The sequence below is a fragment of the Rhodococcus aetherivorans genome, from assembly GCF_011058165.1.
Taxonomy (GTDB): domain Bacteria; phylum Actinomycetota; class Actinomycetes; order Mycobacteriales; family Mycobacteriaceae; genus Rhodococcus; species Rhodococcus aetherivorans.
The window spans coordinates 83559-107611 of the sequence record NZ_JAALEG010000011.1; the positions used below are offsets into that span (position 1 = coordinate 83559).

At 71.5% G+C, this 24053-nt stretch carries 24 protein-coding genes; 12 read left to right on the plus strand and 12 right to left on the minus strand.

The genetic code is table 11. From position 1 onward, the window contains the following. Positions 1-235 precede the first annotated feature (235 nt). Together G6039_RS07165 and G6039_RS07170 are read right to left on the minus strand one after the other, a co-directional pair. Positions 236-727, minus strand: a complete 492-nt coding sequence (locus G6039_RS07165; RefSeq protein ID WP_037201237.1) for a DUF6069 family protein — start codon at positions 725-727, stop codon at positions 236-238. Positions 728-772: 45 nt separating this feature from the next. After that, complete coding sequence (locus G6039_RS07170) at positions 773-1219, minus strand: hypothetical protein (protein ID WP_065923311.1); 447 nt, start codon at positions 1217-1219, stop codon at positions 773-775. Between the two features lie 425 nt (positions 1220-1644). On the opposite strand from G6039_RS07170, the gene G6039_RS07180 reads away from it, so the two are divergent. Next, entirely contained in the window at positions 1645-2628 is a 984-nt protein-coding gene (locus G6039_RS07180; RefSeq protein WP_006932499.1) for a DUF389 domain-containing protein, read from the plus strand. Between the two features lie 9 nt (positions 2629-2637). Here the strand turns inward: G6039_RS07180 and G6039_RS07185 are convergent, their stop codons facing one another. Together G6039_RS07185 and G6039_RS07190 are read right to left on the minus strand one after the other, a co-directional pair. Then, entirely contained in the window at positions 2638-3477 is an 840-nt protein-coding gene (locus G6039_RS07185) for an esterase/lipase family protein (protein ID WP_080688417.1), read from the minus strand. Between the two features lie 47 nt (positions 3478-3524). Beyond that, complete coding sequence (locus tag G6039_RS07190) at positions 3525-4205, minus strand: class I SAM-dependent methyltransferase (RefSeq protein WP_043796830.1); 681 nt, start codon at positions 4203-4205, stop codon at positions 3525-3527. Between the two features lie 258 nt (positions 4206-4463). Here G6039_RS07190 and G6039_RS07195 point away from each other — a divergent pair, with 258 nt between their 5' ends. The 3 genes from G6039_RS07195 to G6039_RS07205 all read left to right on the plus strand — a co-directional run bounded on the left by G6039_RS07195 (position 4464) and on the right by G6039_RS07205 (position 7195). Next, positions 4464-5294, plus strand: coding sequence for an oxygenase MpaB family protein (locus G6039_RS07195; RefSeq protein ID WP_043796829.1), 831 nt, complete (start codon positions 4464-4466; stop codon positions 5292-5294). Positions 5295-5387: 93 nt separating this feature from the next. Next, positions 5388-6533, plus strand: a complete 1146-nt coding sequence (locus G6039_RS07200) for an LLM class flavin-dependent oxidoreductase (RefSeq protein WP_006932509.1) — start codon at positions 5388-5390, stop codon at positions 6531-6533. Next, complete coding sequence (locus G6039_RS07205) at positions 6530-7195, plus strand: CE1759 family FMN reductase (protein WP_043796827.1); 666 nt, start codon at positions 6530-6532, stop codon at positions 7193-7195. Before G6039_RS07200 ends, G6039_RS07205 begins: the two co-directional genes overlap by 4 nt. Positions 7196-7260: 65 nt before the next feature. On the opposite strand, the gene G6039_RS07210 is transcribed toward G6039_RS07205, so the two are convergent. Then, the gene (locus G6039_RS07210; RefSeq protein ID WP_043796825.1) at positions 7261-7908 is read right to left on the minus strand and encodes a maleylpyruvate isomerase family mycothiol-dependent enzyme; all 648 of its coding nucleotides are present in this window, start codon (positions 7906-7908) and stop codon (positions 7261-7263) included. A gap of 241 nt (positions 7909-8149) precedes the next feature. Here G6039_RS07210 and G6039_RS07220 point away from each other — a divergent pair, with 241 nt between their 5' ends. Further along, positions 8150-8596, plus strand: a complete 447-nt coding sequence (locus G6039_RS07220; RefSeq protein WP_080688420.1) for a MarR family winged helix-turn-helix transcriptional regulator — start codon at positions 8150-8152, stop codon at positions 8594-8596. Between the two features lie 46 nt (positions 8597-8642). Here G6039_RS07220 and G6039_RS07225 read toward each other — a convergent pair whose 3' ends face one another. The 5 genes from G6039_RS07225 to G6039_RS07245 form a co-directional block, all read right to left on the minus strand. After that, positions 8643-10046 carry an FAD-binding oxidoreductase gene (locus G6039_RS07225; RefSeq protein ID WP_043796824.1) on the minus strand — a complete coding sequence of 468 codons (1404 nt, stop codon included), beginning with the start codon at positions 10044-10046 and terminating at the stop codon, positions 8643-8645. Beyond that, positions 10043-10684, minus strand: coding sequence for a hypothetical protein (locus G6039_RS07230; protein ID WP_006944155.1), 642 nt, complete (start codon positions 10682-10684; stop codon positions 10043-10045). Before G6039_RS07230 ends, G6039_RS07225 begins: the two co-directional genes overlap by 4 nt. A gap of 52 nt (positions 10685-10736) precedes the next feature. Further along, positions 10737-12563, minus strand: coding sequence for a glycoside hydrolase family 15 protein (locus G6039_RS07235; protein ID WP_051445974.1), 1827 nt, complete (start codon positions 12561-12563; stop codon positions 10737-10739). 13 nt (positions 12564-12576) lie between these two features. Continuing rightward, positions 12577-13053 (minus strand): hypothetical protein, encoded by a 477-nt coding sequence (locus tag G6039_RS07240; RefSeq protein ID WP_006944153.1) that lies wholly within the window; start codon positions 13051-13053, stop codon positions 12577-12579. An 81-nt stretch (positions 13054-13134) separates the two neighbouring features. Further along, positions 13135-13584, minus strand: coding sequence for a hypothetical protein (locus tag G6039_RS07245; protein ID WP_043796821.1), 450 nt, complete (start codon positions 13582-13584; stop codon positions 13135-13137). Between the two features lie 92 nt (positions 13585-13676). On the opposite strand from G6039_RS07245, the gene G6039_RS07250 reads away from it, so the two are divergent. Further along, positions 13677-14405 carry a helix-turn-helix transcriptional regulator gene (locus tag G6039_RS07250; RefSeq protein ID WP_029546643.1) on the plus strand — a complete coding sequence of 243 codons (729 nt, stop codon included), beginning with the start codon at positions 13677-13679 and terminating at the stop codon, positions 14403-14405. Positions 14406-14424: 19 nt separating this feature from the next. On the opposite strand, the gene G6039_RS07255 is transcribed toward G6039_RS07250, so the two are convergent. Then, entirely contained in the window at positions 14425-15327 is a 903-nt protein-coding gene (locus tag G6039_RS07255; protein ID WP_029546642.1) for an LLM class F420-dependent oxidoreductase, read from the minus strand. A gap of 155 nt (positions 15328-15482) precedes the next feature. Here G6039_RS07255 and uraD point away from each other — a divergent pair, with 155 nt between their 5' ends. From uraD to pucL, 3 genes are read left to right on the plus strand one after another with little or no spacing between them, the layout of a single operon-like run. Further along, a complete protein-coding gene (uraD, locus tag G6039_RS07260) occupies positions 15483-16001 on the plus strand; it encodes a 2-oxo-4-hydroxy-4-carboxy-5-ureidoimidazoline decarboxylase (RefSeq protein ID WP_043796817.1) in 519 nt (172 codons plus the stop codon). After that, positions 16001-16327, plus strand: coding sequence for a hydroxyisourate hydrolase (uraH, locus tag G6039_RS07265; protein ID WP_006944145.1), 327 nt, complete (start codon positions 16001-16003; stop codon positions 16325-16327). Before uraD ends, uraH begins: the two co-directional genes overlap by 1 nt. A gap of 4 nt (positions 16328-16331) precedes the next feature. Further along, a complete protein-coding gene (gene pucL / locus G6039_RS07270) occupies positions 16332-17246 on the plus strand; it encodes a factor-independent urate hydroxylase (protein ID WP_006944142.1) in 915 nt (304 codons plus the stop codon). Between the two features lie 10 nt (positions 17247-17256). Here the strand turns inward: pucL and G6039_RS07275 are convergent, their stop codons facing one another. Beyond that, positions 17257-18729 carry a PucR family transcriptional regulator gene (locus G6039_RS07275; RefSeq protein WP_043796904.1) on the minus strand — a complete coding sequence of 491 codons (1473 nt, stop codon included), beginning with the start codon at positions 18727-18729 and terminating at the stop codon, positions 17257-17259. Between the two features lie 142 nt (positions 18730-18871). On the opposite strand from G6039_RS07275, the gene G6039_RS07280 reads away from it, so the two are divergent. Genes G6039_RS07280 through G6039_RS07290 form a run of 3 tightly spaced genes read left to right on the plus strand, consistent with a single transcriptional unit; the run spans position 18872 to position 23767 of the window. Then, complete coding sequence (locus G6039_RS07280; protein ID WP_006944138.1) at positions 18872-20242, plus strand: 8-oxoguanine deaminase; 1371 nt, start codon at positions 18872-18874, stop codon at positions 20240-20242. Positions 20243-20246: 4 nt separating this feature from the next. Continuing rightward, on the plus strand, positions 20247-21056 hold the full coding sequence (locus tag G6039_RS07285) for an FAD binding domain-containing protein (RefSeq protein ID WP_043796815.1): 810 nt from the start codon (positions 20247-20249) through the stop codon (positions 21054-21056). Continuing rightward, positions 21053-23767 carry a molybdopterin-dependent oxidoreductase gene (locus tag G6039_RS07290; RefSeq protein ID WP_043796813.1) on the plus strand — a complete coding sequence of 905 codons (2715 nt, stop codon included), beginning with the start codon at positions 21053-21055 and terminating at the stop codon, positions 23765-23767. Before G6039_RS07285 ends, G6039_RS07290 begins: the two co-directional genes overlap by 4 nt. The last annotated feature ends 286 nt before the right edge of the window (positions 23768-24053 follow it).

Sequence of the window (24053 nt, forward strand, 5' to 3'; positions counted from 1 at the left end):
GTACTTCGGTCCTGTGGACGAAGCATGTGGACGAAATGCCGGCGCCGCGTGTGCGACCGGCACCACCTGCAGGCGGTGCCCGCATCGCCGCGAAGGTGCCTGGGGAGGAACGGAAGACGCGTCGGTCTCCGTGCCGTAGGTCACCGTCGCCGGAGGGTGCGGCGGCGGCCCGAAGGTCCCGCGACAATCGGGACCTTCGGGCCGGTTCCCCGGGACGGTTGCGTCGCCCCGGTGGTTACCGCTGGGCTGCAATGCGGTTGCGCATCGCCTCGAGCCCCGCGACGACGACAAGTGCGATCACCACGTGCATCAGCGACAGCGTGATCGTGCTCGGGGTGTCGAAGTCGGCGACGATCGTCGACGCGATGGTGCCGAGCGCGGCCACCGCGCCGACGACCTCGGCGACGCGGATGATGCCGAACCAGCGCAGGCTGAGCAGCGCCGCGAGACTCATGCCGACGGTGAGCGGGACGACGGTCATGACGAGAACGCCGCCCGGGGCGGCGCTTTCGACGGTGTCGCCGTTGGTCACCTCGAACGAGCCGCCGGCGGCGAGGCCGACGAGCCACAGTGCGACGTTGGCGACGAGAGCCACGACGACCGGGACGAGCACCGCCATCGGACGGCTGAGCGAGAAGGCGGGCAGGGTCGACGTGGTGGTGCGGTCGAGAGGCTTGACAACACTCATGGTGTCCTCCGGAAGGGCCGATGAACTGACGTCGCTCATCGTTCAACCTCGAGTCGACTCGAGGTCAAGTCCGTTCCGCGCAAGCTATGCCGCGGCCACCGCGCACCAGTCCACGGTGACCGAACGGGCACCGGAATGCGCGAGCATGGAACGCACGGGGCCGCCCAGGCACAGCTGCCGGTCGAGCTCCCGCTGCTCCGCATCCGGGTCGCGGGCGTCGGGGGCGCCCACGAGGATCTCCGCCGGCTCGGTGCTGCGCGCACCCTCCACCAGCAGTCGCTCCTCGTCGACCACCCGCACGGGCACGTCGTCCGATCCGGCCACGTCGCCGACCAGCAGGGCCACGTAGTCGGCGTCGTCGTCGGCGTCGTGATAGGCCAGCAGCCGGCCGCGGACGGTGCCCGAGGCGACCCGGTGATCGAGAGTCAGCCCGGACTGCGTGGGTGTTCCCGCCGCGACGGCACGCAGGCAGTGCGGCAACGTCACCCGTCGTGAGGTCCAGCTGAAGAAGGCCCCACACCCCGTTTCCATGGCACTCGCTCCTCCTCGGTACGTCCGGGCGAGGTGGTCCCCGGTTCTGTGATCAGTGTGCGCCGGGGGTCCGACATGTTCCGGGAGTGGCCGAGCTGCTGCCGGAGCAGGTTCAGGGCGTGGTGCTGGGCGAGCCGGACGGAGGTGGCATCGGTGTTCAGGGCACGGGCCGTGTCGGTGATCGACAGGCCACACGCGATGCGCAAGTGCAGCACGGCACGGTAGCGGTGCGGGAGGGCAGCGATCAGCGTCGAGGGTCGTGTCGCCGCCGCCTCGTCCGTCGTCACCGCGTGCGTCCTCCTCCGTCCGGTGCGGGACATCGTGTCGCGACCGGTGTCCCGGACGGAAGGGACCGGTGTCCCGATCCTGTGGGCGCGCGGCGTCTGCTGTGATGCACTCGCGGAACGACGCACCAGGAGGCTTTCGTGAGACCCACCACCGAGGACATCGAGCGGATGACCTCCACCCTGTTCCTGTCCGAGGACGCCCGGCCCCGTTCCCGGCGCGCGACGTTCTGGACCCTGCTCGTGCTGGCCGCGGTCATCGCCTCGGCGGGCGTCGTCGCGGACTCGACCGCCACCGTCATCGGCGCCATGATCGTGGCGCCGCTGATGACGCCGATCGTCGGGACCGCGCTGGCCGTCGTCCTCAACGACCACCGCAACCTGATCGCCTCCGCGCTGCTCGTCGTGGCAGGATCGGCCGCGGTGGTCGCGACCGGATTCGCGGTGGGCCTGCTCGATCCGCTGGACGTGCTCGCGCAGAACAACAGCCAGGTGGCGGGACGGGTCGCGCCGCGGATGATCGACCTCGTCGCCGCCTTGGCCACCGGTGCGGTCGGGGCCTTCGCGCTGGTGCGCCGCGATGTGTCCGACACCCTGCCCGGGGTGGCGATCGCGATCTCGCTCGTGCCGCCGCTCGCGGTGGTCGGCCTGACCCTCGAGTCCGGCGCGCCGCGGCAGGCCGGTGGGGCCCTGTTGCTGTTCGCCACCAACGTCGCCGCCATCGTCGCCACCGGCACCCTGGTCTTTCTGCTGGCGGGGGTGCGCGGGGCGGCGCACCGCGCCGGCCGTACGGTCGGGGACCTGCGCGGCCTCAGCGTGCTCACGGTCGTCGCCGCGGTCGTGCTCGTCGCGGTCCCCCTGGGGGTGTCCAGCACGCGAGTGATCCGGCAGGAGACGCTGAAGGCCGACGTCGCCCCCGTCGCGGAGCAGTGGGCGCAGGAGCAGGGCTGGGTGATCACCGACATCGGATTCCGCGAGTCCGTGCTGTGGATCGAGGCGCTCGGGCCGCCGCCCGAGGCGGATCCGGCGACCCTGCGCGACGCCCTGAACGAGGCCGGGCTGCGCGACGTCGACGTGGAGGTCACCCTCGTGATCGGCGGAACGCGGCGCCTGCCCGGCGGGTAGGGGCGGCGCTCAGCACACGACCGGCCGCGCCCCGGCCGGGTCCAGCGCGGCCAGCACCAGCTGCTCGGCGACCGGATCGTAGGGGATCGAGACGTGGTCGGCGGTGTTCGCGGGGCACACGTCCTGCAGCAGGATGTTCTGCGCGCCGGGCCCGGTGAGGAACGACGCCGTGTAGGGGATGATCACCTGGTCGTATCTGGTGGCGACGACCGTGTAGGAGACGCCCTCGACGGTGTCGCTGCCGGCGTTGAGCTCGGCGAGCACGGCATCCTGCGCGACCGACGGCGGCCCGAGCGAAGGGTAGTTCGCCGGCGCCAGCCCGACGATGCGGCTGGTCTTGTCCGCCCCGCCGAGGAACCGCACGTACCACCGGGGGACGGCGCCGCCCTTGGAGTGACCGACGATGCTCACTCGCTCGGCGCCGGTTTCGGCCAGGACGGTGTCGACGAACGCCGCCAGTTCGCCGGCGGCGTCCGGGATCGGCTCGCGCGCCTTGAACGGCTCGCCCGGCGGTGCGCCGTAGTCGAGTGCGAACACGCAGTACCCCTCGGCCTTCAGCGCCGGTGCCAATCCGGCCCAGTTGGCGTAGGAGTTCTCGAGGAAGCCGTGGACGAGCACCACCGGTTCGGGGTGCGCCGGTGTGGGCACGCAGTCGACATCGTTCGTCCCGGCCGGGACGACGCCGGGATGCGCCAGCGAGTAGGCGAGCGCGGCGCCGAAGGTGCCCTGCGGCGGGCCGGTCGTTGCCTCTGCGGCACGCTGTTCGGCGCCCGCCGTGGGTGCGGCGGTCGCGATGCTGCACGCCGCGATCAGCCCTACGAGGGCGAGCCTGCCGACCATGTCGCCCATCCTCGCGTCCGGCGGGTGTCCGGGGGCGCGAAATGCGCGAAAGGGCGTCATCCCGCGGGCGTGGGCCGGATCTTCTGCTGCGTGACGCGCCACAGTCGCCGCGGCAGGCCGCCTTCCTCGAAGGCTTCCACCTGCGGTTCGGTGAATCCCTGCGCCAGACGCTCGACGAGTGCCCGATCGAAGAAGTGGACGACGAACCCGCCGTGCTCGGTCAGGTTGTCGCCACGGTCCGTCCCGGTGGCGAAGTGGGCGTCGCCGGTGTGCCGCACGGTGTAGACGTGCCAGCCGCCCGGGCGCAGCACCCGATGCACTTCGGTGCCGAGCGCGTCGATCTCCTCGGTGGTGAGGGCCATGTTGAAGAGCATGTGGCTGTAGACGGCGTCGACGGACGCGTCGGCGACGGGCAGGGGTTCACGCACGTCGTGCACGCGGGTCGTGAGCCGGTCGGCCACGCCGGCCTCGGCCGCGCCGCGCCGGAGTTCGCCGAGGCCCTCGGGCGCGTAGTCGAGCGCGGTCACCGACAACCCGGCCCGGAGGAAGGCCAGCGTGTCCCGGCCCTGGCCGGCGCCGAGTTCGAGGACCTCACGCACCTGCTCGCGGTCGAACAGCTCGAGGGCGCGCCGGGCTGGCTCGCTCGGTGCGGGCCCGTACATCGTCGGGTTGTCGCGATAGGTGCGCTGCCAGTGTCCGCGCTGGGCGTCCAGGGCGCCGCGGTCGACATGTTCCATGCCGTGCCTTCCTCGTGACTTCCGGCCGTGGACGGCCGGCCCTGTGCGGTCGGGCGCGCCGGCGTCGATGCCGATCGACACATGGTGCCTCGGCTGCCTCCGAGGGCGGGCCCGAATCGTGGACCCGGCAGACGGTCCCGCTCGCGTCCCGCTCCGTAGCGAGCACCCGGCGACGCTCGATCGAATGGTCTGCGGGCCGTTGAGGTGGGGTCGATGTGCAGCGTAAAGTGAGTACGATCGTTGTCAGATGGAGGGTGTATGCGGACGATCCGTACCGTCGGTGATCTTGTCTCGCCTCTGGGGGGATCGATCAACGCGGCGAATGTCATCATGCAACTGGCCGTGCCCGGAGTGGGGCAGGGAGTGATCGAGAGCGCGGTGCACTCCGGCCGGGCGGATCTGCATCCCGTCAAGCGCGCCCGCACCACCACGACGTACCTCGCGGTGGCGGTATTCGGCAACGAGGACGATCGCGCCTACGTGCGGGAAGCGGTACGGCGAATCCACGCCCGGGTCGTGTCCGGGCCGGATTCGGTGACCCCCTACAGCGCCAACTCTCCCAAGCTGCAGTTGTGGGTGGCGGTGTGCCTGCTGAAGTACTTCGTCGACCAGTACGAATACCTGCACGGTCCGTTGACCGACGCCGAGTACGAGCGGGTGCTTCGCGACGGGGCCACGTTGGGCACCACCTTGAACGTGCGGCCCGGGGCGTGGCCGGTCACGCGCGAGGAGTACGACAGCGTGTGGCGTGCGGGCCTGGACGAGGTGTCGATGACGGACGAAGTCCGTACCTATCTCGCCGCCCTGGCGGACCTCCGTTTCCTCGAGGTCCGGCTGGGCCGGGCCGGCTACGCGATACACCGAGCGCTCGGCCGCCCGTTCCGGCTCGTCACACGAGGAGCGTTACCGCCGGAATTCCGCGCGGTCATGGAATTCGAGTGGTCGTCGGACGACCAGCGCGCCTTCGCCCGGTACCTGCGCCTGCTGCGCGCCGTGCACCGGCTGACGCCGGGACTGTGGAGCATTCCGTGGAAGGCGTATCTGGTCGACCTGCGCCTGCGGCGCCGCTTGGGCCTGCCCGTCTTCTGACATGCCGCCGCGCCGGTGTCCGGGTGGCCGGAATATCGCCCGCACCGCACCGGTTCGTATAGTTGAGTAATCAACTATTGACGGAGGCTCATCGTGCAGTTCGGCATCTTCACCATCGGCGACGTGACCCGCGACCCCACCACGGGCCGCGTACCCACCGAGCACGAACGCATCGTCGCGATGACGGAGATCGCGCTGAAGGCCGAGGAGGTCGGGCTCGACGTCTTCGCGAGCGGCGAGCACCACAATCCGCCCTTCGTCCCGTCGTCGCCCACCACCATGCTCGGCTGGATCGCCGCCAGGACCGAGAAACTGATCCTTTCCACGGCCACGACGCTGATCACGACGAACGATCCGCTGAAGATCGCCGAGGACTTCGCGATGCTGCAGCACCTCTCGGGCGGCCGCGTCGACCTCATGATGGGCCGCGGCAACACCGGCCCGGTCTACCCGTGGTTCGGCAAGGACATCCGCCAGGGCATCCCGCTCGCGATCGAGAACTACCACCTGCTGCGCCGCCTGTGGCGGGAGAAGGCCCTCGATTGGGAAGGCAAGTTCCGCACCCCGCTGCGCGGCTACACCTCGACCCCCTGGCCGCTCGACGACACCCCGCCGTTCGTGTGGCACGGCTCGATCCGCTCGCCGGAGATCGCCGAGCAGGCCGCGTTCTACGGCGACGGCTTCTTCCACAACAACATCTTCTGGAACCGGGAACACATCCAGCAGATGATCAGCCTCTACCGCACCCGGTTCGAGCAGTACGGCCACGGCGCCGCCGACCAGGCGATCGTCGGCCTCGGCGGCCAGGTGTTCATGGCGGAGACCGAGGAGAAGGCCAAGCGCGTCTTCCGGCCGTACTTCGACAACGCCCCCGTCTACGGTCACGGACCGTCGCTCGAGGACTTCTCCGCGACGACCCCGCTGACCGTCGGCACCCCCGAGCAGGTGATCGAGCGCACCCTGGGCTTCGCCGACTACGCGGGCGACTACCAGCGGCAGCTGTTCCTCATGGACCACGCCGGTCTGCCCCTCGACGTGGTGCTCGAGCAGATCGAGATCCTCGGCCGCGAGGTCGTGCCCGTGCTGCGCACCGAGTTCGAACGACGCCGCCCGGCGCACGTGCCGTCGGAGCCCCCGACGCACGCCTCGCTCGTCGCCGCGGGTCCGGATTCCCCGCACCGCCTCGTGGTTCCCGCAAAGGTGGATCTGTCCGCCGCCGAGGAGGCCGACGCCCGATGAGCCGCCGCATCGTCGTCGTCACCGCCGGGCTCTCGCAACCGTCGTCGACGCGTCTGCTGGCGGACCGGATCGCCGCCGCCGTCACCGCGGCGGTCGGCGCGCGGGGTGAGTCCGCGGATGTCGAGGTGATCGAACTCCGCGATCTCGCAACCGATCTCGCGATCACGGTCGCCACCGGCGGCCTGCCGGCCCCGGCCGTCGCGCGGGCGCGTGAGCAGGTGTCGCACGCCGACGGTCTGATCGCCGTCACTCCGGTGTTCACCGCGAGTTACAGCGGCCTGTTCAAGATGTTCTTCGACGTGCTCGACACCGACGCGCTGAACGGCATGCCCGCGATCGTCGCCGCGACCGCGGGCTCGGCCCGGCACTCGATGGTGCTCGACTTCGCGATGCGTCCACTGCTGACGTTCCTGCGCGCGGTGGTCGTCCCCACGGGCGTGTTCGCCGCGACCGAGGACTTCGGCGACGGGGAGGCCGGCGCCGCCCTCGGCAGCCGGATCCGGCGGGCGGCCGAGGAACTCGCAGCGCTCGTCGTCGGTGAACGGACCGGTGTGGACGGCTTCACGCCCGCGTCCTCCCCGGCGCGGCCGCGCTCGTCGGGGAACTCGCTGCGCGCCCCCGGCACGCCGTTCCAGGATCTGCTGCGCGCCCACATGGGTTGAGAACTCGTCATACCGCGGTGTGGCGCGGAGCGGACCGGGCGGGCCGTGCCGCATCCGAAACCTGATCACCCGGCCGGCAACCGCGCGCGCAACTCGTCCGCGCCCGGCCCGGACACCAGGGGCAGCGCCACGCGGCGGCCGGTGAGCAGCAACAGGATCGCGGAGATCGGCCCCCGGATCTCCGGCCCCTCCCCGGCCGACCATTCGACGTCCGTGGCGGTGAGCCGGTAGCCGCGCAGCGGAAGGGAGCGGAAGACCCGGGCCTTGCCCCTGCCGCCGAAGGACCACACGCGGGTGGCCGCCGCGGCCGCCGCGGTCACCGGCATCTCGAGGTCGCGGTGCAGCGGGATCGCGATGTCCTGGCCGTGCACGAGGATGTCGCTCAGGGGCTCGAGGCTGGTCAGCCCCACGTTGCGGCGGCGGGAACCGATCGTCGCGCGCAGGTCCGCGATCAACCGGTCGGTCGGCAGGGTCGCCCGTCGGCGGGCGGCGGCGCAGATCATCGAGTTCAGCGGGCCGGGATGACGCAGAACCATCCGGACGCAGTCCCCGACGGTCAGCTGCTGCAGGGTCAGGTGGGCCGCGACGTCGCGTACCGTCCAGCCGTCGCACAGCGACGGCTGTGCCCATTCGTCGTCGGACAGCTGCCCGAGCAGGTCGGCCGTGCGTCGTCGCTCGCTGTCGATCGCGGCCCACACCTCGTCGTCGTTCATCGCCGGAGCCTTCCGTCTCAGCGGAACACCGGTGCCCGGGTCCTGGTGCGTTCGAGCTCGAAGACGTCCGCGAAGCCGGACAGCACTCGCGCCCTCGAAGACGCGCACGGCGTCGTGGCCGCGGGGAATCGAGTCCCCGGCGATCGGTTCGCCGGTCATATCGCACCTCCCGGACGGGCACAATCAGTACGATGTTGGTACCAATATAGTTCGATGATCGGACTATCGGCAAGGGAGGATGATGGCCGAGGACCTCAGTGCCGCCGTGCTGATGTTCATCGCCCAGCGCTCGGCGGAGAACCGCATTCTCGCGGCGCTGCGGCGCGCCGGCTACGACGACATCACGCTCGCCCAGGCGCGGGTGGCCGCCCGGATCGGACCCGGTGGGACCCGGCTGACAGTTCTCGCCGAACAGGCCCAGGTGGCCAAGCAGACAGCCAGCTTCCTCGTCGACCAGCTCGAGCGGGCCGGCTACGTCGAACGCACGGTCGACCCCACCGACGCCCGCGCGCGACTCGTGCGGATCGCTCCGCGCGGCGCCGAGGCCGGCCACGTCGCCCGGGCCGAGGAGGCGCGGATCGAGGCCGAGTGGACCGAGCATCTCGGCGCGCGCCGGATGAAGCAGCTGCGCGAGGCGCTCACCCTGCTCCGTGAGATCACCGATCCGTATCGGCCGTCGGGGGAGTAGTCGCCCGGTCACGTCCCACCGGACGTGGGGCGGTCATCCGTCGGTGTCACGCGCGCCGTACATCGGGAACGATGTTGGGGTTCCGATGAAAGACGTTGTGCGGATCGTACTTCGCCTTGATCTCGGCCAGTCGGGCATATTTGGTGGGGCCGTAGGCGGCGCGCACCCGGTCCTGTTCGAACTCGGCCATGGAGTTGACGTACGCGCCGATGCCGACCGAATACGGGCGCAGGGCCTCCCAGACGGACCGCACCCACGCCCGCTCCGGTGGCAGCAGACCGGGATCGGGGCAGACGCCGACGATGAAGACGGCGAAGCGTGGCGTCCGTCCGCCGCCGAAAGCGGTGTCGTCCTCCCTCGTTTCGCAGTACGCCTCGTCCAGCCGGTAGAACAACAGGAGCGACAGGGGCGAGTTCTTCTGCGGCACGACATCGACGACTGTCGCGATCAGATCGTCGGAGAGATCTTCGACGTAGCAACCCTTGTCGTAGCAGTAGAAGCCCCACGCGTTGCCCTCGTCGAGCAGCTGCTGCACGTCGACGTAGGGCATCGGCGTGACGAACTCGAACAGCGGTGGCAGAGCGCGCCGAATCCGCGCCAGCGCGTCCTCGTGCGTCTGCGGTGCTCCGAAACCGGTGACGAGGAAGGCATAGCCGGGCTGGAGGTGGTATTGCTCGGGCACGAACGGGGCGGGTGGGGCGTTCACGCCGGCGATCACGATGTTCAGCTCGCGGGGCAGCGTATCGATGACCTCCCGGGCGAGCCGCAACACCTCGGTGCCTTGATCCAGGCCCCAGAACAGGAGCCCGAACTGCACGACGGGGCCGGCCTCGTGCAGGCGGAACTCGAACTCCGTCACCACCCCGAAGTTGCCGCCGCCGCCCCGGATCGCCCAGAACAGGTCCGGATTCTCGTCCTCGGCGGCACGCAGGATCCGGCCGTCGGCAGTGACGACCTCGGCCGACTCGAGGTTGTCGATGCTCAATCCGGCCTGCCGGGTGAGCCAGCCCATTCCTCCGCCCAGCGTCAGTCCCGCGACGCCCGTGTGACTGATCAGACCGGCCGGGACGGCGAGCCCGTGGGCCTGCGTGGCGGCATCGAGGTCACGCAACAGGGCGCCCCCGCCGACCCGTACTCGCCTGCTCTCCGGGTCGACGACGACGTGATCCATCGATCCGAGGTCGATCACCAGGCCGTCGTCGACGACCGAGGCGCCCGCGGTGCTGTGCGCACCCGCGCGCACGGCCATCTCCATTCCGTGCTCGGTCGCGTAGGCGATCGCCGCCTTCACGTCGGCGGTGCTCCGGCATTGTGCGATCGCGGCCGGGCGGCGGTCGATGTCGGCGTTCCACACCGTGCGCGCTTCGTCGTAGTCCGCGTCGCCGGGTCCGAGAACCGGGCCCTCCATCGCGGCCCGCAGCATGCCGAGGTCGCCGGTCGTACGAGTCATGTGTCCTCCAGACGTTGCCGGGAGCAGGCGGGATCGTCTCCGGCGAGGCGTTCGGCGCGTTCCCGGATGCCGAGCAGCATCCTGCGCATCATCGGGAAATCGGCCAGTTCCATCAGCGCGACGGTGAGCGGAAGCGACGGCGTGGGCCGGTAGGAGGCCTTCAACCGGCTCACGAGCCGGGTCCGTCGCCCGTCGTCGATGGGATCGAGGCGCCACGACCACGTCGAATCCGGCTTCGCCCAGACGAGGCAGCGCCCCGGATCGAAGGAGTGCACCCGGAAGGACGTCGCCGCCGTGGCCCGACTCGCCATCGGCGCCGCCACGTCGCCGACCTCGATGCACTGCAGGCGCGGATCGATCGTCGTCGCGCTGGGCCGCCCCAGATTGTCGAGACGGTCGTAGGAGTAGAAGCCGGCCCGGTTGTAGCCGACCTGGACGATCCACGGCCACACGCACTCGGCCGGCGCCTCGATCGTGAGGGCACGGGTCGCAGTGAACGTCGCCGAGGAGAGGATGTCGTCTCCGGGCATCGCACCGGCGTGCTCGGCGGTCGTCGCTCCCCACCGCAGGTGCCACCGGCGGTAGAAGGCGAATGCGCTCACCGCTGTCGCGACGCCTGCGATCGTGAGGATCGCCATGAGGAAACTGTTCCACACCGGAGCCGGGGAGAGAAGGTCCCGGAGGCCCCGCTCATCCGCTTCCCCCGTGAGCCCGGAGGGCGAGGGCGGCCTGTACCACCGCGGCATGGGTGAGCGCCTGCGGGTAATTGCCGAGGTAGGCGCCGGTGCCCGGGTCCACCTCTTCCGGGAGCAGGCCGAGGGGGCCGGCGCGCCGCAGCAGCGTTTCGAACAGTTCCCCGGCTTCGGTCCGCCGGCCGGTGAAGGCCAGCGCCTGGACCAGCCAGAAGGAGCACGGCAGGAACGCGCCCTCGACGCCGGGCAGCCCGTCCTGTCCGGGGGGATATCGGTAGAGCAGAGGGCCTCCGGCCGACAGCTCGCTGCGGATCGCGTCGATCGTGCCGCGCACCCGGTGCGAGTCCGGATCCTCCATGCCCAGGACGGGGAGCACGAGCAGGGCGGCATCGATGTCACGCGACCCGTAGGTGCGGGTGTACCGATTTCCGATCCGGTCGAAGCCGCGGGCGAGCACCTCGTCGGCGAGGTCGTCTCGCGCCGCGAGCCAGCGCCGGCGACGACGGCTGGACAGGCGGTGGGTCTCGGCGATGCGCAGGGCCCGGTCGAGGGCGAGCCAGGCCATCATCTTGGAGTGCACGTGGTGGTCGGCGTCGCCCCGGATCTCCCAGATGCCGGCGTCCGGGTCACGCCACCGTGCACAGACGTGATCGGCGAATCCCCTTACCATGCGCCAGGTTTCCGAATTCAGCGGCCGACCGGAGCGGACGAACGTCCATGCGGCGTCGACGACCCAGCCGTAGCCGTCGAGCTGATGCTGATCGGCCGCGTCGTTGCCGAGCCGCACGGGTACGCTGCCCGCGAAGCCCGGCCATCCCGGCAGGGTGCGTTCGGCGGGGGCGTGCCGGCCGTCGAGGGTGAACAGGACCGGCAGGCGGGGCCGCTGCAGGCGGCTGGCGTGCAGGAGCCATCCGAGGAACCCGCGTGCCTCGTCGACCTTGCCCGCGCCCAGGAAGGCTGCGACGCCGATGCTGGCGTCGCGCGGCCAGGCGTAGCGGTAGTCCCAGTTCCGGACCCCGCCGGGCCACTCGGGTAACGACGTCGTCGGGGCGGCGATCGGCGCCCCCGACGGGGAATACGTGAGCAGCCGCAGCGTCAGCAGGCTTCGCACGACGGCCTCACGACAGGGCAGATCGTGAGCGATCTCCGCCGTCCACGCCCGCCAGCGTGCCTCGTCCTCGGTCACGAGCTCCCAGGCCGCGGCGGGAGGGAGGTGGATCAGCGGCTCGCGGTGGGCCACAGTCAGGACGACGGTGACCGGATGCCGCGGGGTCACGAGGATCGAGGTCGGCCGGCCCGGCGGGATCGGGGTGCCGGAGTCGCAGGCCAGGGACAGGGCGAGCGAGCCCCACTCGCACACGAGGTCGGGACCGCGCCGCACCTTCGGGGGGCGGTGGCGTTCACCGAGCCTCGGATCGAATTCGACGACGGCGCGCGCGGTTTCGCCCTCGACGGAGAGGCGACGCACGAGGACGGTCGCCGGGAGCAGCCGTCCGGCCACCTCCGCGATCATCGCCTCGCTCAGGGTGAGCCGGGTGTTGCCGAGGTCCCAGGTGGTTTCCAGCGTTGCGGTGTGCGTGCGGTAGCGGCGCCGGACGACGGTGGCATGCCCCTCGGGCCCGAGCCGGAACCGCCCCGCCGGCGCTCCGCCGACGAGTCGGCCGAAGACGGGATCTCCGTCGAAGCGGGGCACGCAGAGCCAGTCGAGCGATCCGTCGCCGGAGACCAGGGCCGCGGTGCGGGTGTCGCCCAGCAGGCCGTAGTCCCCGATCCGGGTCTGCGTGCCCGCCCTGTCCTCGATGCCACTCTCGTCGAAATCGGTCATCCTGAAAGTCATTTCAGCGCACCTGGAGAAGAAGGCCGAGTGCGGTGCCGTAGACGAGATGGGCGGCGACGGCGACGGCGGGGGTCTGCGCACCGTAGTTCAGGCCGAGCAGGCCGGGTGGTTCGAGGACCGCGGTGCTCCGCGGCCCGGCTCGATGGGAGGCCATGCGCGGATGCACGCCCGGCAGTAGTGGCAGCAGGACCGTCAAGGCGACCGCGACGTGCAGCAGGCCGAGCAGCATGCCGAGCCACCACGTCGCCCGGTGGAGCAGCGCGAAGGTGGCGGCGTAGCCGAGTGCGAAGGCCTGGCCGATCGCGAGGTGGATGAAGAATCCGACCACCCGGGCACGATCCGGGTCGGCGGTGACGACGGTGCCGAGCACGAGCGGCAGATCCAGGCGGCTGTAACCGGCCAGTTGGGCGGCGATCATGACTGCGGTCAGGGCGGTGGTGGCCACCGATCCGAAGAGCGCCCATCCGGCCCAGTCCATGGCGGAGTCACCTTTCGGTGGGGAGGTCGCTGCCGCCGGTCCACGGTCGCCGTCGGACGTCCGTGAACCGGTGGCTCGGTTTCACGATGTACCCGGGGTGGGTCCGCGGCGAGTCACCGGGGCGGTGGCCAGCCGGGCCAGGGCGAGGGCGGCAACCGCCAATCCGAAGTCGCGCAGCGCGATGTCGAGGTAGCCGCCGAGGGTGACCAGGTCGACGATGATGCCGAGCAGCCATGCGGCCACGACGTAGCCGCCGATGGCGGGTCTGATCGCGACGACGATGCCGGCGAGGATCTCGACCACGCCGACCGCGAGCATGGCTTGGTGGGCGGTGCCCGGGACGAGGTCGTCGATCCAGGGTGCGAAGTAGCGCTCCCAGTCGGTGAGCAGGTTCGCGAACTTGTCGAGACCGAAGGCGATCGGGGCCACCGTGAACACGGTCCGGAGAAGGACGAATGCCTGGCGGGCGCCGGCGTTCGTGCCGGCCGGGGTGGAGTGGAGCGTGGTGGGGGAGGTGGGCGTGTGGCTCATCGAAGTCTCCTGACTTCTAAGAGAGAGTAGATTTGATTTTAGAGGTGTGACGTAGATTACGTCAAGAAGTTTCTCTTTTAGAAGGGGGAATCGTGCAGGACGAGTTCGCCGAACAGGCGTCGGGGATCGGTGCGCTGGCAGACCCGGCTCGAAGGTCCCTCTACCGCTACGTCGCCGCACAAGCGGACGCGGTCGGGCGCGAGCAGGCTGCGGCCGCGGTAGGCCTGCCGCTGCACGCAGCGAGGTTCCACCTCGACCGGCTCGTGGAGGAGGGCCTGCTCGAGACGGAGTACCGCAGGCTCTCGGGGCGGACGGGCCCGGGCGCAGGACGGCCGTCGAAGCTCTATCGGCGCTCGTCGCGCGAGCTGTCGATCTCCCTGCCCGAGCGGCGCTACGACCTCGCCGGGGAGGTTCTGGCGGCCGCGATCGAGCGGTCGATGCGCGACTCGGTGCCCATCGCGGAGGCGGTGCGGACCGCTGCCGTCGAGCACGGCCGGCGTATTGCCGCGAATGCGGCCACCCCGGCCGTGCCCGCCGGAACGGTGCCCGGTCCTATGGACGCGGGAGGTACCGACCTCGAACGTATGGCGCGGCTGCTCGCCCGGCACGGCTACGAGCCGCGCCTGTCCGGCGACGGGCAGATGCGGTTGGCGAACTGCCCGTTCGACCGGCTGGCGAACGAGCACCGTGAACTGGTCTGCGGGATGAACCTCGCCCTGCTCGACGGGGTCGTCGCCGGACTCGGGACCGACCGGCTCTGCGCGGAACTCGCCCCGGAACCGGGGTTCTGCTGCGTCCGGATCCGGGGCGTAGAGCGGTGAGTCGTCGCGGTTCCGGGCCTCAGAGCCCGAGCGCCGCGGCGACCTCCCGCAGGGCCGGAACCGGGTCGTCCCGCATCGGCAGGGCCTGGACCGCGACGTGGTCCGCCCCGGCGTCGAGGTGCTCCCGCAGACGCGACGCGATGTATTCCGCGTCGCCGTGCGCGACGAGCGCGTCGACGACCCGGTCGGTGCCGTCGTTGTCGAGTTCCTCGGCGGTGAAGCCGGTGCGTTCCAGATTCGCACGGTAGTTGCGCAGCTTCAGATACGGGTTGGCCACGGCCTTGCGGCCGATGGTGCGGGCCGTGGCGACGTCGGTGGACAGCACGATCTTCTGCTCGGGGGCGAGCACGGCGCCCGGGCCGAGAACGGCGCGCGCCTCGCGGGTGTGCTCGGGGGTGGTGAGGTAGGGGTGGGCTCCGGCGGCCCGGTCCGCGGACAGCTTCAGCACCTTCGGTCCCAGCGCGGCGAGGACCCGCCGCGCCTCGGGCACGCCCTCGCGGTCGAGCACGTCCAGGTACTCGACCAGTGCCGCGTAGGGCTTGCGGTACGTCTCACCGTGCGCCTCGGGGTGGCCGACGCCGACACCGAGCAGGAAGCGGCCGGGATGGCGTTCCTCGAGCCGGTGGTAGGAGGCCGCGATCTCGTCGGCGGGGGCGGTCCAGATGTTGACGATGCCGGTGGCCACGACGATGTTCTCGGTGGCGTCGAGGAGGCGTTCGGCCACCTCGAGGTCGGCGGGCGGTGAACCGCCGATCCAGATGGTGCCGTAGCCGAGCTTCTCGATCTCGGCTCCGGTCTCCGGTGGGAGGCCGGTCGCGTGCCGCCAGACGCCGAAGCGGCCGAGCGGGGGAGTCTGCGTCGTGTTCTCTGCCTTCGTCGAATCCGTCACGCCGGGTCCAACCTCCGTCGCCGCCGGTTTCATTCCGGGCGGTCGATCGGTGGCGGTCGGCCCGGACCGCGGCCCTGGATGATCGTCCAAACCCCTCCGCCGGACCGCGGCCGACTTTGTAGCTGCGGGCACCCCGGGAGCCGCCCCGCCTGCGCGAGGGTGGAGACACCGGAACGAAGGAGGCTCCCGTGCCGTACACCGTCGCCGAGTTCGACGCCCTGCCGGAACACGAGGCCGTCGCGCTGCTGACGACCTGCTGCGCCGGCGCGACCTGGGCCGCCCGGGTGGCCGCCGGACGCCCGTACGGCGACCGTCCGGCCCTGCTCGACGCCGTGTCCGTCGCGATCGCGGGTCTCGACGACCACGGCCGGGCCGAGGCCCTGGCCGGGCATCCGCGCATCGGGGAACGTTCGGAGAGCGCGTCGTCGCAGCGGGAGCAGTCGGCCGTCGCCACCGCCGACGCCCGGATCCTTGCCGCCCTCGCCGTCGGCAACCGTGCCTACGAGGACAGGTTCGGGCACGTGTACCTCGTGCGCGCGGCCGGGCGGTCCGCCGCCGAGCTGCTCGACATCCTCCACCGCCGCCTCGGCAACGATCCCGCCACCGAGGCCGCGGAGGTGCGCTCCGCCCTGGCCGACATCACCCGGCTCCGGCTCGAACGTCTCGTGCTCGACGAGGCCGACGTCGCGTCCCGTGGGGGCGGGTGATGAGCACCCTCAGTACGCACGTGCTCGACGCCACCACCGGGACTCCGGCAGCCGGAGTGCACGTCGCCCTGGCCGGCGCGGACGGCAGCGTCCTCGGGACGGGACGCACCGACGACGACGGCCGGATCCGCGCACTGACCGACGAGCCCCTGCCGCCCGGCACCTACACCCTCACCTTCGGCACGGGCGACTGGTTCGCCGAGCGCGACATCGTCCCCTTCTATCCGGAGGTCGTCGTCACCTTCCGGATCTCTGTGGCCGGCAATCACTTCCACGTGCCGCTGTTGCTGTCCCCGTTCGCCTACTCCACCTACCGCGGGAGCTGACCCCATGACCGAACTGACCGGCAAGATCGTTCTCGGACCGCACCAGTACGGCAAGGCCGAGAACCGCGTGGTGCGGATCCACCGCGACACCCCGCGGCACGAGATCCGCGACATGAACGTCTCGTCCTGCCTGCGCGGCGACTTCGGCGCCGCGCACCTCGAGGGCGACCAGGGCACCGTCCTGCCCACCGACACCCAGAAGCAGACGATCTACGCCTACGCCAAGGGCGTCGAGTTCGTCGAGACCTACGCCCTCGCCCTCGCGCGGCACTTCGTCGACGACGTCGAACCCGTCCACTCGGCTCGCATCGAGATCGAGGAATACGCCTGGGAGCGCGTCGCCGTCGACGGTGTGGGGCACGACCACACCTGGACCCGGAAGGGCTCCGAGGTACGCACCGCCGCGGTGACCGTCCAGGGTTCCGGCCGGGCGCGCCGGGAATGGGTGATCGGCGGGCTGAAGGACCTCGTCGTACTCAAGTCCACCGGTTCCGAGTTCGCCGGGTTCCTCACCGATCCGTACACGGTCCTCGAGCCGACTCGCGACCGGGTGATGGCGACGAGCCTCGTCGCGAAGTGGCGGTTCACCACGACCGACGTCGACTGGGACGTCACCTACGCCGGGATCAAGGCGACCATGCTCGAGCGGTTCGCGAACCTTCAGTCGAAAGCATTGCAGCAGACTCTTTTCGAGATGGGACGCGCCGTGCTCGAGAAGTACCCGTTCGTCGCCGAGATCCGGCTGTCGGCCCCCAACAAGCATCACTTCGTCTACGACCTCGAGCGGTTCGGCGTGGCCAACGACAACGAGGTCTTCCACGCCGACGACCGGCCCTACGGTCTCATCCAGGCGACGGTGCAGCGCGAGGACGCCCCCGACGCCGGGATCGCCTGGGACGCCTACACCGGCGCCGTCTGACGGGCCGCTCTCATGCCAGGGCGCGCACGGCGAGGTACACGTCGAGCCGGTCGCCGATGCGTCCGAGGTCGCGGCCGGTGAGTGCCTCGACGCGGCCGATCCGGTAGCGGACCGTGTTCAGGTGCACGTGCAGTCGGTCCGCCGTGCGGCGCCAGGAGCCGTCGCAGTCGAGGAACGCCTCGAGGGTGGCGAGCAGCCCGGCGTCGGTGCGCCGGTCGTGCTCGAGCACGGGCCCGAGGATGCGCCCGGCGAACGCGCGGCGCAACTGGTCGGGAACGGCGGTGAACAACCCGAGCGCGGAATCGAGCTCGGCCGCCCGCACGCACACCGCCCCCGCGTCGCCGCGCGCCGCGGCGACGGCGGCGGCCGCGGAGCGCACCGCGCCGTCAACGGATTCGCCTGTGCCGCAGGCGCTGACACCGACGAGTAGGCGAGTCCGGGCCAGCGCGGGAGCGAGGCGCCCCAGGCGCCGTCGCAGCGCGGCAACCACCTCGGACTCGTCGCCGTCGACCAGCGCGACGACGCGCCCGGCGACGTCGACGGTGGTGACGGCGCCGGACAACGCGTCCTGCACGGCGGCCCGCATCGCGGCGCGCTGCTCCGGGGTGCCGGCCGGGGCACGGTCGACCACCACGGCGACCGGTGATCTGCCGCAGTCGATGTCGCCCCCGGGGGGCGTCCGGTCCGCGGCCTCCCACCCGAGCCGGCGGCGTTCCTCCCGCCGCACCCGGTCGAGGGCCGCCACCGCGGCGAGTTCGCCGAAGGCGTCGAGGCACTCCGCGTCCGGGGTGCCGGCGTGCCGGACCACGAGGTACCACGAGCCGATCCGGTCGGCGAGCCCCGAACCGACGGGCAGCACCGTGTATCCCCCCGCCACCTCGGCGGGCAGGCGATCGGCGGTCAGCGCGGTCCTGGTGAGGGCGTCGACATCCTCGTCGGGCAGGGGATCGGCGCCGGCGACGGGCATCCCGGTGGCGGTGAGCAGCCACGCCGGCACCCCGAACTCCCGGGCGGTCCGGTCCGTGAGTTCGTCGAGGCTGCACCCGTCGGCGACCGCGGTGAGCAGCCGTCGCTGCCGGGCCAGGCCGGTCTGCAACCGGTCCATCCGCGCCCCGGCCATCCGGCCGGTCATGTACTCGATGACCCGGCTGAACGGCACCTCCTCGGGCACCGAGAGCAGCGGTATCCCGTGCCGGACGCAGGCCTCGACCACGTCGGACGGCACCTGCCCGTGCAGCGCCTCCCCGGCGGCGAGGGCGGAGACCCCGGCGCGGGCGAGCAGCGTGACGAACAGGTCCGCGTCCGCCGCGGTGCGCCGCCAGACGAGGCCGGTGAACACCAACGATCCCGCGCTCACGTAGCGGGTGGGATCGGGCATGTCGGTCGTGCACGCCCGCAGCACCGGGCGGGTGAGCGCATCGGAGTCGCCGTGCAGCAGGCGGATTCCGAGCTCCGGTGCGTCGAGGACATCCTGTAGCAGCACGGCGTTCACCTCCGGGTGACGGGTTTGGACGATCGCACAATACGAAGCCGATATTTCGGTTCCGTTTCGTGTGTGCCGACCGGGATGTTGCGGTTTCCGGGGCGTTGACTGGGAGCGTCGACGAGCGTGAGGAGCAACGCCGATGCAGCCGAACACCACCCGGCCGATCGTGATCCAGGGCGCGCACGTGGTGACGATGGACGCCGGACGGGCCGAGTACCGGCGCGGGCACGTCGTCGTCGAGGGCAACCGGATCGTCGCCGTGGGCGCCGGCGAGCCGCGCGGCTACGCCGACGCCACCCTCGTGGACGGCACCGGCTGTGTGCTGACGCCCGGCCTGGTGAACACCCACCACCACCTGTACCAGTGGATCACCCGAGGCCTCGCCGTCGACCACACCCTCTTCGAGTGGCTGACGACGCTGTACCCCGTCTGGGGCGGGATCGACGCCGACGCCGTGCACGTCGCGGCGAAGGGCGCCCTCGCCCACCTCGTCCGCACCGGCTGCACCACCAGCACCGACCACCACTACGTGGTCCCGCGCGACGGCGGCGACGTCTTCGGTGCGGAGATCGCCGCGGCCGCGGACGTCGGCGTCCGGTTCCACCCGTGCCGCGGATCCATGGACCTCGGCGCGAGCGCGGGCGGCCTGCCGCCGGACCACGTCGTCGAGGACCTCGACACCATCCTCGTCGAGAGCCAACGGGCCGTGGAGAGGTGGCACGATCCGTCGTTCGGGTCCATGCTGCGGATCGCGCTCGCACCGTGCTCGCCGTTCTCGGTGAGCACGGAGTTGCTGAAGCAGTCCGCGGTGCTCGCCCGCGATCTGGGGGTGCGGCTGCACACCCACCTCGCGGAGACCCTCGACGAGCAGGACTTCTGCATGGAGCGGTTCGGCTGCAATCCGGTGCAGTACATGGAGTCGCTCGACTGGACAGGCCCCGACGTCTGGTACGCGCACGCCGTGCACCTGGACGACCGCGACATCGGGGTGCTCGCCGCCTCGGGCACGGGCGCGGCGCACTGCCCGACGTCCAACGCCCGCCTCGGTGCCGGCATCGCCCGCGCCGCCGACCTGTACGCGGCGGGGGTGCCGCTCGGTCTCGGGGTCGACGGGGCGGCGAGCAACGAGTCGTGCTGCATGCTCGAGGAGGCCCACCACGCCGCGCTGTTCGCCCGGGCCCGCAGCGGGCCGCGCGCGATGACGGTCCGGCAGAGCCTGGAACTGGCGACCGTCGGCGGGGCGCGGGTCCTCGGCCGGGAGAACGAGATCGGCTCCCTGGAGGTCGGCAAGCTTGCCGACCTCGCGCTGTGGCGGATCGACACGCTCGCCCATGCGGGCATCACCGATCCCGTCGCGGCGCTCGTGCTCGGCTCCCAGCCGCCGCTCGAGCTGCTGCTGATCGACGGTCGCGAGGTGGTGCGCCGCGACGAGGTGCGCACCGTCGACGAGACGTCGGTGGCCGCGGAGGTTGCCGCCGCGCACGACGCCCTGGTGGCGAAGGCGGGGTGAGCGCATGGACCTGCACACCGTGACCGCATACGACATAGCCCGCGCCCGAGAGGATCTCGTCGCCGACGCTGCTACGGCGTTCGTCGGCGGCGGGACGTGGCTGTTCTCCGAGCCGCAGCCGTACCTGCGCCGGCTGCTGGACCTGTCCGGGCTGCGCTGGCCCGCTCTGACCGTCACCGACGCGGGTCTCGAGATCGCGGCCACCTGCACCGTGGAACGCCTCGCAGCGCTGTCGGGCACCGAAACATGGCCGAGCGCAGCGCTGTTCCATCAGTGCGCGGCGGCACTGCTCGCCTCGTGGAAGATCTGGAAGCGCGCCACCGTCGGCGGCAATGTCTGCCTCGCGTTCCCGGCGGGGGCGATGATCTCGCTGTCCACGGCGCTCGACGCCACCGCCCTGATCTGGGCGCCGGACGGCGCGGAGCGACGGATTCCCGTGCAGCAGTTCGTTACCGGAAACGGAACGAATCTGCTCGGGCCGGGCGAGGTGCTGCGCAGCGTGCACGTCCCCGCGGCGGCGCTGGCGTCGCGCACCGCGTTCCGCAAGATCGCGCTCGCCCCACTCGGCCGCTCCGGCGCGGTGGTGATCGGCCGCGTCGGCCCCGACGGCGCCTTCACGCTGTCGGTGACCGCCGCGACCGTGCGGCCCTACGTGTTCCGATTCCCCGAGCCACCCACGCCCGGCGAACTCGCCGACGCGCTGCGTACCGGTGTGCCGGCCGACGCGTACTTCACCGACGCGCACGGCGCCGCCGACTGGCGCCGCGCCGTCACCGCCGTCCTGGCCGACGAGATCCGGGAGGAACTGTCGTGAGGTTCACCGTCAACGGCCGCGAACTCGACGCCGACCCCCGGCCGGGACAGTGCCTGCGCACGCTGCTGCGCGAGCACGCCCACTTCGAGGTCAAGAAGGGCTGCGACGCCGGCGACTGCGGCGCCTGCTCGGTCCTCGTCGACGGAGAGGCGGTGCACTCGTGCGTCTTTCCCGCCGTGCGTGCCGAGGGCCACGCCGTGACCACCGTCGCCGGCCTCGGTACCGGTGACGATCTGCATCCGCTGCAGCAGCGGTTCGTCGACGCCGCCGGGTTCCAGTGCGGATTCTGCACGGCCGGAATGATCGTCACCGCCGCCACCCTGACCGACGACGATCTGACGGACCTGCCGAACCGGCTCAAGGGGAACCTGTGCCGGTGCACCGGCTACCGGTCCGTCGACGACGCACTGCGCGGCGTCACCAACGTGGAGGCGCCCGCGCCCGGGCCCTCCTGCGGGCGGTCCCTGCGTGCCCCGGCCGCCGCGCGGGTGGTGACCGGCGCCGAGCCCTACACCTTCGACACCACCGTCGCCGGTGCGCTGCACGTCGCCGTGCTCGGCAGCCCGCACGCCCACGCACGGATCGTCTCGATCGACACCACCGCCGCCGAGGCACTGCCCGGCGTGCACGCGGTGCTCTGTCACCGCGACGCCCCGGCCGTCGCGTACTCCACGGCCCGCCACGAACACCGGGACGACGACCCCGACGACACCGTGCTGTTCGACCGGATCCTGCGCCACCACGGGCAGCGGGTCGCGGCCGTCGTCGCCGAGACCCCGGCGCTCGCACAGGAGGGATGTCGCCTGCTCGCCGTCGAATACGAGGTGCTGCCGTACGTCCTGGACCCGGACGAGGCGCGCCGGCCCGGCGCTCCGCTGCTGCACGCGGACAAGGGACCCGAGAACCGCATCGCCGATCCGTCGCGCAACCTCGTCGCCGAACTGCACGGCGAGGTCGGTGACGTCGACGCCGGTGTTGCCGCGGCCGCCGCCGTCGTGCGCGGCCGGTGGCAGACGCAGCGCGTGCAGCACACCCACCTCGAGACCCACGGCGCCATTGGGTGGATCGACGGCAGCGGTGATCTCGCGACCGGGGGCCGCCTGGTGATCCGCAGTTCCACGCAGGTGCCGTTCCTCGTCCGCGACGAGTTGTGCCACATCTTCGGTCTCGACCGCGATCGGGTACGGGTGTTCGCCGCGCGCGTCGGCGGCGGCTTCGGCGCCAAACAGGAGATGCTCGCCGAGGACGTCGTCGCGGCGGCCGTCCTGCGCACCGGACGCCCGGTGCAGTGGGAGTTCACCCGCACCGATCAGCTCACCGTCGCGCCGTGCCGGCATCCGATGCGCGTGGACGTCACGGTCGCGGCCGGTGCCGACGGCGTCCTCACCGCCCTGGCGATCGATGTGCTCTCCGACGCGGGCGCCTACGGAAACCATTCGGCGGGAGTGATGTTCCACGGATGCGGCGAATCCGTCGAGGTGTACCGGTGCCCGAACAAGCGGGTCGACGCCCAGGCCGTGTACACCAACAACCGTCCCTCCGGCGCGTTCCGCGGTTACGGGCTGGGGCAGATCATCTTCGCAATCGAGTCAGCGATGGACGAGCTCGCCGTCGAACTCGGCATGGACCCGTACGAGTTGCGGCGGCGCAACGTCGTCGTGCCCGGCGACGACCTGGTGGGCGCGCACCCGGAGGGCGGCGATCTGATCTTCGGCAGCTACGGGCTGGACCAGTGCCTGGACCTGGTGCAGGACGCGATGCGCCGAGGCGGTGCCGGGGAACCGGCCGGGCCGCAGTGGCGCGTCGGTGAGGGCATGGCCCTGGCGATGATCGCGTCGAACCCACCGGGCGGGCACGTCGCCGACACGTCCGTCGAACTGCTGCGCGACGGCACCTATCTCGCGCGGGTCGGCACCGCCGAGTTCGGCAACGGCACCACCACCGTGCACACCCAGATCGCCGCCACCGAGCTGGCCACCCACCCCGACCGCATCCGGATCCGCCAGTCCGACACCGACGTCACCACCCACGACACCGGTGCGTACGGATCGTCGGGGACGGTCGTCGCCGCCAAGGCCCTGCTCGCCGCCGCGCGGGAACTGCGCCGGCGGATGGTCAAACTCGCCGGACAGATCACCGGCACCGACCCCGACGACGCGGTGCCCGAGGCGGACGGGGTGCGTGCGGGCGGCCGCCTCGTCAGCCCTGGCGAACTGCTCGACGCGGCCGGCGGCACGCTGCGGGCCGAGGGCAGCCACGGCGGCCTGCCCCGCTCGTTGTCGTTCAACGTGCAGGCCTTCCGCGTCGCCGTCGACGTGCGCACCGGCGAGCTGCGGATCCTGCAGTCGGTGCAGGCCGCCGACGCCGGCGTCGTGGTCAACCCCGAGCAGTGCCGCGGCCAGGTGGAGGGCGGCGCCGCCCAGGCGATCGGGGTCGCGCTGTACGAGGAACTCGTCACCGACGCCACCGGCCGCGTCGTCACCGATGCGCTGCGGAACTACCACATTCCGCAGTACGCCGACCTGCCCCGCACCGAGGTGTATTTCGCCGACACCTACGACGCGCTCGGCCCGATGGGCGCGAAGTCGATGAGCGAGGCGCCCTTCAACCCGGTGGCGCCCGCGCTGGCGAACGCGGTGCGCCGCGCGATCGGGGTCCGGCCGCACGAGCTGCCGCTCTCCCGCGACCGGATCTGGCGGCTGCTGCAGTGATCGGGGCCGGTTCCGTCGGCCCGCCCGTGCCGAGCGAATGTATCGCTCACTCGATCAGGCCGACGGAACGATACATTCGCTCGAGGAGGGGAGGGGCGAACAGGCGGTCTCAGGGGTGGCGGCGCCGCAGCAGCAGGTAGACGATCAGGGCCACCAGCGCCGACACGGCCACTGCCGGGCCGACGCGCTTGAGCACGGACCCGCGGGCGTACTGCATCAGGTCCAGCGGCGCGGCCTCGGTGGGCTGTGGTGCCGCCGTCACCGGCACGGCCGGGATGTCTCTTTT

Coding starts and splice junctions, on each gene's coding strand:
- G6039_RS07165 (WP_037201237.1), bottom strand. CDS start 727: ATGAGCGACGTCAGTTCATCGGCCCTTCCGGAGGACACCATGAGTGTT.
- G6039_RS07170 (WP_065923311.1), bottom strand. CDS start 1,219: ATGGAAACGGGGTGTGGGGCCTTCTTCAGCTGGACCTCACGACGGGTG.
- G6039_RS07185 (WP_080688417.1), bottom strand. CDS start 3,477: ATGGGCGACATGGTCGGCAGGCTCGCCCTCGTAGGGCTGATCGCGGCG.
- G6039_RS07190 (WP_043796830.1), bottom strand. CDS start 4,205: ATGGAACATGTCGACCGCGGCGCCCTGGACGCCCAGCGCGGACACTGG.
- G6039_RS07195 (WP_043796829.1), top strand. CDS start 4,464: ATGCGGACGATCCGTACCGTCGGTGATCTTGTCTCGCCTCTGGGGGGA.
- G6039_RS07205 (WP_043796827.1), top strand. CDS start 6,530: ATGAGCCGCCGCATCGTCGTCGTCACCGCCGGGCTCTCGCAACCGTCG.
- G6039_RS07210 (WP_043796825.1), bottom strand. CDS start 7,908: ATGAACGACGACGAGGTGTGGGCCGCGATCGACAGCGAGCGACGACGC.
- G6039_RS07220 (WP_080688420.1), top strand. CDS start 8,150: ATGGCCGAGGACCTCAGTGCCGCCGTGCTGATGTTCATCGCCCAGCGC.
- G6039_RS07225 (WP_043796824.1), bottom strand. CDS start 10,046: ATGACTCGTACGACCGGCGACCTCGGCATGCTGCGGGCCGCGATGGAG.
- G6039_RS07230 (WP_006944155.1), bottom strand. CDS start 10,684: ATGGCGATCCTCACGATCGCAGGCGTCGCGACAGCGGTGAGCGCATTC.
- G6039_RS07235 (WP_051445974.1), bottom strand. CDS start 12,563: ATGACCGATTTCGACGAGAGTGGCATCGAGGACAGGGCGGGCACGCAG.
- G6039_RS07240 (WP_006944153.1), bottom strand. CDS start 13,053: ATGGACTGGGCCGGATGGGCGCTCTTCGGATCGGTGGCCACCACCGCC.
- G6039_RS07245 (WP_043796821.1), bottom strand. CDS start 13,584: ATGAGCCACACGCCCACCTCCCCCACCACGCTCCACTCCACCCCGGCC.
- G6039_RS07255 (WP_029546642.1), bottom strand. CDS start 15,327: ATGAAACCGGCGGCGACGGAGGTTGGACCCGGCGTGACGGATTCGACG.
- uraH (WP_006944145.1), top strand. CDS start 16,001: ATGAGCACCCTCAGTACGCACGTGCTCGACGCCACCACCGGGACTCCG.
- pucL (WP_006944142.1), top strand. CDS start 16,332: ATGACCGAACTGACCGGCAAGATCGTTCTCGGACCGCACCAGTACGGC.
- G6039_RS07280 (WP_006944138.1), top strand. CDS start 18,872: ATGCAGCCGAACACCACCCGGCCGATCGTGATCCAGGGCGCGCACGTG.
- G6039_RS07285 (WP_043796815.1), top strand. CDS start 20,247: ATGGACCTGCACACCGTGACCGCATACGACATAGCCCGCGCCCGAGAG.